Annotated in this window: 7 protein-coding genes and 1 pseudogene; 2 read left to right on the top strand and 6 right to left on the bottom strand. The window is 46.1% G+C overall.

Annotated features, from left to right (window positions below):
• A partial coding sequence (locus A3848_RS24335) for a transposase (RefSeq protein ID WP_178382004.1) occupies window positions 1-206 on the top strand: 206 nt, incomplete at its 5' end.
• Between the two features lie 121 nt (window positions 207-327).
• Here the strand turns inward: A3848_RS24335 and A3848_RS24330 are convergent.
• The 6 genes from A3848_RS24330 to A3848_RS24305 form a co-directional block, all read right to left on the bottom strand.
• Window positions 328-1,308 carry a phosphotransferase enzyme family protein gene (locus tag A3848_RS24330; RefSeq protein ID WP_074087478.1) on the bottom strand — a complete coding sequence of 327 codons (981 nt, stop codon included), beginning with the start codon at window positions 1,306-1,308 and terminating at the stop codon, window positions 328-330.
• A 265-nt stretch (window positions 1,309-1,573) separates the two neighbouring features.
• Window positions 1,574-2,710, bottom strand: a complete 1,137-nt coding sequence (nspC, locus tag A3848_RS24325; RefSeq protein ID WP_074087479.1) for a carboxynorspermidine decarboxylase — start codon at window positions 2,708-2,710, stop codon at window positions 1,574-1,576.
• A 20-nt stretch (window positions 2,711-2,730) separates the two neighbouring features.
• Window positions 2,731-3,930, bottom strand: a complete 1,200-nt coding sequence (locus A3848_RS24320) for a saccharopine dehydrogenase family protein (RefSeq protein ID WP_074087477.1) — start codon at window positions 3,928-3,930, stop codon at window positions 2,731-2,733.
• A gap of 614 nt (window positions 3,931-4,544) precedes the next feature.
• Entirely contained in the window at window positions 4,545-4,892 is a 348-nt protein-coding gene (locus A3848_RS24315) for a hypothetical protein (RefSeq protein WP_083612361.1), read from the bottom strand.
• Window positions 4,893-5,255: 363 nt separating this feature from the next.
• Window positions 5,256-5,765, bottom strand: coding sequence for a GNAT family N-acetyltransferase (locus tag A3848_RS24310; RefSeq protein WP_074087475.1), 510 nt, complete (start codon window positions 5,763-5,765; stop codon window positions 5,256-5,258).
• Window positions 5,766-5,830: 65 nt separating this feature from the next.
• Window positions 5,831-6,196: a hypothetical protein gene (locus tag A3848_RS24305; protein ID WP_074087474.1), complete on the bottom strand. Its 366-nt coding sequence runs from the start codon at window positions 6,194-6,196 to the stop codon at window positions 5,831-5,833.
• Window positions 6,197-6,370: 174 nt separating this feature from the next.
• On the opposite strand from A3848_RS24305, the pseudogene A3848_RS33130 reads away from it, so the two are divergent.
• A pseudogene (locus A3848_RS33130) lies at window positions 6,371-6,544 on the top strand (IS110 family RNA-guided transposase); the annotation flags it as partial.

Below are 6,544 nucleotides of genomic sequence, written 5' to 3'. Positions count from 1 at the left end.
GTGAAGAAGGTTATGCCTTGGCCGTCCGCCGAATGACAGAACCAGAAAGCGTGTTTGGACAACTGAAGAACAACCGGGGCTTCCGGAGGTTTCTGCTTCGCGGCATGGAAAAAGTGACGCTTGAAGTCGGGTGGCTTTCACTTGCTCATAATCTGCTGAAGCAAGCTGCCAATGACCAAAAACACAGATCAGCGATCCTCCAATAACGGGAGAATCGCTGCTTTGCTCACTTTTTGAGGTCTTAAGAATGAAGAAAGCTGTCTAAGTCATAGAAAATCCACTTATGGGACAGCCCCTTTATGTGTACAACATTCATTTTTTCTCCAGCTACAGCTTCTCCCCGAACCGGCTGCTGCCGACTTTCAGCGAGCTGTCCAGACGGCTCCGCAGAATAGTTAGCCATTCCGGCTCATGCTCCCACTGTTCCGCCGTAGACCTCAAGATCCGGGCATACCTGTACAAATCAGCAAACCGTCTGCAAGCCGCCAAAGACGGTCCATCCTCCGGCAGTTCATACCGGCTGGCGTAACCCTTCAGAAAGCACTCCTTCTTAGGGGCCTGCTCCTCTGTCGTAACAGCTTCCAGCAGGCTGTCCAGGGCTTGCTCGATATCCACGGCATACCAGTGGTACATGGCATCGTCAAAATCAATGACGTTAACCGTATCCTGTGTCTGATCATAAAAGATATTATCCAGCTCAAAATCATAATGAATCAGTCCGTAATTGCCCGACGTGGCAGACACCCCCGCAAAGTAATCCGCAAGCAGCTCTGTCTCCGCCCTTGCCGCCATTTGTTCCGGGAATGGCTCCAGAATCCGGCGAATCCACTCCAGTACCTCGCTGTGTGTCCATCTTTTACTCTGCACAGGGCTGTAGTCACTGGATAGCCGATGAAGCTCCCCCAAAGCCTGACCGTAGCGGAATACGGTCTGGTCATCTAGAGTAGCATCATCCATTCGCACCCCGGGGACACGCTTAAAGACCGTTGCATAATAAGTCCCCCAAGGCGTCTGCGCTTCTACAAGCTCTGAACCTTTCCGGGAAGGCACAGCCTCAAGCACTCCATATCCACGCTCACGCAGGTACGAGAGGAACTCAAGCTCCGCCAGCAGATTACTTTTAAGCTTCTCTGTCTGTGGCGCGAACCGGAGCAGCTGATTCTTCCCGCCGTTCTCGAAAGGATATATTGCATTGGAGGAAATCCGGTAATACTGGAACAAATGCAGCGATTCCTGGTCATACGCCCAATTCCGCAGCATCATTTCCGCCAACTCTTCATTATTGAACAAATATTTCAATTTTAGCACGCTCTGCAGCAGCTCCTTTTGATTTTTAAGTTTCTTTCACCTTCACTGCAGCAGTAGTTTGATTAGCCCGGCGTTGCATGCCGATCACTCCCTTCCGGTTATACACTGTGATTAGGTTATCACTCTGCATCCTGCGAAGCTACGTACAGAATCGTTATAACCATTTTCTCCGTGCCGTACTTCTGAATAATGGATATAGGAAAAAGCAAAAAAGGCGTCCCGCAAGCCATCACAATGGCTTACAGAACACCTGACTATAAATGAATTATGACAAACGGTTGCTGAAATCGTTATATTCAAACTCGCGGATCACCTTGAGGCCTTCTTCTTCATTATACGAAGCGATGGCCGGCAGGTTCACACCGTTGAACATATGGTTCTTCACCATGGAATAATGCGCCATGTCCAGGAAGACCAGCTTGTCACCGTATTTAAGTGGTTCCGGGAAGGAATAATCCCCGATAATATCTCCCGCCAGACAGGTCATGCCGCCGAGTCTATACGTGTACGGATATTCCCCTGGCTCTCCCGCACCGATAATGCCAGGACGGTAGGGCATCGCCAGCACATCGGGCATATGGCATTCCGCCGAGGTGTCCAGGATGGCAATATCCATGCCATTGCGCATGGTATCCAGTACAGTAGCCACCAGGTACCCGGTATTCAGCGCAACCGCCTCACCCGGCTCCAGGTAGATCTGCACATCATAGGTTTCCTTCATATGGAGAATACACTTGATCAGTGTCTCCAGGTCATAATCGGGACGGGTAATATGATGGCCGCCGCCAAAGTTGAGCCACTTCATGCCGTGCAGATATTCTCCGAACTTCTCTTCGACTACCTTGAGCGTACGCTCCAGTGTATCCGAGTTCTGTTCGCACATCGTATGGAAATGCAGTCCATCAATACCTTCAAGCTCTTCCGGCCGGAAATTCGGCAGCGTCACGCCCATGCGGGAATAGTTGTAGCAGGGATCATACAGCGGCACTTCGATCTCGGAATATTCCGGGTTCACGCGGATACCGCAGCTGATGGCTTTGGGAGCGGATTGTACCCGCCCCTTGAACCGGTTCCACTGGTCAAACGAGTTGAACACAATGTGATCGGTGTAGCGCAGCAGCTCGTCGAATTCACGGTCCATGTAAGCCGGTGCGTAGACATGCACTTCCTTGCCCATTTCCTCGAAGCCCAGCCGGGCTTCGAATAGAGAGCTGGAAGTAACACCATGCAGGTACTTGCCGACCAGTGGGTACAGCGCGTGCATGGAGAACCCCTTTTGCGCCAGAAGAATCTTCGCTCCTGTACGCTCCTGCACGTAATTCAACGTTTCCAGGTTCTTCGTTAGCAGCCGTTCATCGACTAGATAGGCAGGTGACGGCAGATTGCTGATATCGATATCTATATCCTTCATGATCTAAGGCCCTAATCCAGCAGCGTCGGCGAGAAATCTTCTTGCCAAGGCAGCCCGTGTTTGTTAAGTGCATCCATGAATGGATCCGGATCAAATTCCTCCACGTTGTATACGCCCGGTTTCTTCCAGATGCCTTTTATAATCAACATAGCCCCGATCATAGCAGGAACGCCGGTAGTGTAGGAAATAGCTTGGGAGCCTACTTCTCTGTAGCATTCTTCATGATCGCAGACATTGTACACATAATACGTTTTGGGCTGGCCGTCTTTAGTGCCTTGAATGATACAGCCAATGTTGGTCTTACCCTTGGTTCTTGGTCCCAGGGAAGCCGGGTCAGGCAGAATGGCCTTCAGGAACTGCAAAGGAATTATTTCTTTACCTTCATAGACAATTGGCTCGATGGAAGTCATTCCGACATTCTCAAGCACCTTCAGGTGCGTCAGATAGTTCTGCGAGAAGGTCATCCAGAAGCGGATTTTCTTCACGCCAGGGATATTGGCAGCCAGAGATTCCAGCTCTTCATGATACAAGAGGTAAATATCCTTCGGGCCGATCTCCGGGAGATCGTAGACTTTCTTCTCGGACAATGGTGCGGTTTCGATCCATTCGCCATTCTCAAAGTAACGCCCGTTGGCCGTGATTTCACGAATGTTGATTTCAGGATTGAAGTTGGTCGCGAACGGATAACCATGATCACCCGCATTGGCGTCAACAATATCAATCGTGTGAATTTCGTCAAAATAATGCTTTTGCGCATAGGCCGTGAATACTCCGGTTACCCCGGGATCAAAGCCACTGCCGAGCAGCGCGGTAATTCCGGCTTTTTCGAATCTTTCTTTGTAAGCCCATTGCCAGGAATATTCGAATTTCGCAGTATCCTGCGGTTCGTAGTTCGCAGTATCGACATAGTGCACTCCCGTTGCCAGGCAGGCATCCATAATGGTCAGGTCCTGATATGGGAGAGCGACATTAATCACGACATCCGGCTGGAAGCTCTTGATCAGTTCGATTACCTCGTCCGTGTTATCTGCATCAAGCTGAGCCGTAGAAATCTTCGTCTGGCCTCCGGCCAATTTATCTTTCAGAGCATCACATTTCGCGACAGTTCTGCTCGCTATGCAGATCTCTTCAAATACATCCGGGTTCTGGCAGCATTTATGAACAACAACGCTCGCTACACCGCCAGCGCCAATAATTAACGCTTTTCCCAAAATTGATTACCTCCCAAAAAAAAGTTTTGTTAGCGTTGCTTCATAAGAATAGCTTCGTACAAAACTTGCTTCGGAAGCAATCGCTATTCCATTTGAAAAATCAACAAGGCTGATTATACATAAAGCAACGCAATAAATCAATAAATAACGACAAAAATTGATACCAAGACTGTAAAATCTCACAATTACCCTGTTAATACTCACGAACACATTAAAATACACTGAAATGCTCTGTTTTCCTTTGTTTTTTCCCCCAACTTCCAGTGTGTGTAAAAGCACTACAAGAAATGGGACTCCACGGACCAGGACAACTAGATAATTGTATCACAGGAGCTGGCTGCTTCATAATTTTTTTTGAAAAGCTATGAAATGGCTGTTCATCATCGCGCAATATTCTCTTTTACCCGATTTCCTTCCTATATTAATTGTTAACCCGCCACCAGAGTTCTTGACTACTCTAACCGGCCCCTCGTTGGGGTTATTATATGTATTCCTGGTAATCCAATACTCGTGATCGTTAGTTGTGGATATATCCTGCTAAATGTATATGCAATAAATCCATGGAAAACCATAGCGGCAAACAGAATCTGCGGTTCACACGGCTCAGCAGGTGATTAAATGATCTCCTTGCCGTCTTTCTTCCCGCTCATCGTGCAATTTTCAATAATCAGCCAGCAGTTTACATCATCCCAGCCTTGAACTGTGCCTTCGATGAGATGGTGCGGATACAGGAAGCTATGATCGACCCGGGAACGAACCGCTTCATAAGCTGTGACTGCAAATCCCCCGTCAGATAAGGCAATATGAATACCATGGATCGAAAAAAACATAACTGAACCAGCTACATGCTGCCCTGTTGAATATCTCTGCTTCATCCGGGTCCACTCTTCCTGATAGGAAGCCATAGCCGTGATCCAAACCTTCTCAAATTCAGCACGTTCAATAGAAATATCCTCTTCCAACATCTCCACAGCCTGGTCCGTTAAGAAGAAATCCGGACTGCCCGAAATTCCGAAGGCGCCTCCTTGTCTCGCAACGATCTGCCGGTAAGCCGTCTGTTCATCATCTACTTCAAAATAATAAATCTCATCTTCGAAAAACGATTTTATGTATTGGATATTGTTCCGCTCCTTTCCCGGGAATGACTATGTACCGCCGGTGGCGGATTACCTTAAATGGATAACCATCCAGTCGGAAATGTAGATCCAGGGATCGCGATTTCCCCAAGTATTAGACGGGCCCAATAATATCCTGGACTGCCGCTTTTTTTATTGAGCTATCGTTCCCGATAGTGTAACAATGCTTCCGTCCACCTTATAACTTCGTTATCGTAATTTTTTCACAAAATACATATTAAGATCGTCGTCCACAACCACCTCCTGTCCGTATTGTATATATCCACCATGTTTATAAATCCCTTTACTATCGGGAACATATCCACGATGAACGTATAATGATTGAGCTGCACCGTAATCACCGAACAAACCTACACCAAGTCCAGAAATTTCAAATCTTTCACCAATGATCTCTTCACATTTGTCCATTAACATTGTACCTATTCCATGACGACGATATTTTATCAACACGTTAAAATCTTGTATTTCAGGTATATTATTCTCTTTGAAATATGGATAGTTAGATTCCCAAGCTATATTTACATATCCTGCAAAGTCACCCTCAACCTCAGCAATTAACGATACTATCTTTCCGTTTTTTTGTTCTTCTTCATATTTAACATATTGATCAGTCGGCTTATCCCAGCCTTGTATTCGGAATGCTTCGGAAATTCTTTCAGGGTCATTATCATTCATCATACGAATCGTAGTTTTATTCATAAGACCATCTCATTACTATGATTTATTATAGAATTGACCTTTTACTTTGAATCTATGTATATGAGTTATTTAGTGGAAAGATCGTCAATCGCTTGTACAGCTAGTTCCATCGCTTTAATTCTTCTTTCTAAAAGCGTTCTTTGAGGACTACCAGCCTTTGACTTAGCATAACTGTTTTCAATTGATGGAAATAAACCAGTAATAATATTGCGAGCTTCTGCTAAATCTTCCTGCGTGTAATAATGGGGGCTTTGATTCCAAACGTTTTCTAGCATGGCTAAGCCGATGGAAACAGCTTTGAGTCGTTTCTTTACTAGGGTAGTATTTGCGCCATTTTGAGTCATCTGGGACAAGGCGTTCTCGAGTTTACTGATTGTCGATTGTAAAGATTTTAATGATTCCAATTTATCAAAATTTAATACATTTTCCATGTTAGTACTGTCCTTTCTTAGTTTCTAGTATTATTTTGTTTGATTTGTCTCCCGTTAGAATTCCTGTAAACTGAATATTTTGGAGTTTGAACAAAAACGAGCGCCTCGGTAACATGGGAGTTGGATACGGGTCTACAGCCCTTTTAATCTCACCATTTAGGAGGTCGCTCTACTATGAAGTTTAAAGCTCAAGACAAGCAAAATCAACTCATTGAAAACATTACCGTTCATCATTTGGTCATTGGCGTAGATATCGCCCAAGAAGTCCATGTGGCCCGCGCCGTCAGCTTTCGTGGGATTGCTCTGGGAACTCCGCTCGAATTCGGTAACCATCGTGAAGGGTTCGAT

Source organism: Paenibacillus sp. P32E (assembly GCF_001909085.1).
Lineage (GTDB): Bacteria > Bacillota > Bacilli > Paenibacillales > Paenibacillaceae > Paenibacillus_AQ > Paenibacillus_AQ helianthi.
This window is presented reverse-complemented; position numbering and strand designations above follow the sequence as displayed.

Excerpts from the sequence above, each read along its gene's own strand:
- A3848_RS24310 (WP_074087475.1), bottom strand. The coding sequence starts at position 5,765 with ATGAATAAAACTACGATTCGTATGATGAATGATAATGACCCTGAAAGA.
- A3848_RS24305 (WP_074087474.1), bottom strand. The coding sequence starts at position 6,196 with ATGGAAAATGTATTAAATTTTGATAAATTGGAATCATTAAAATCTTTA.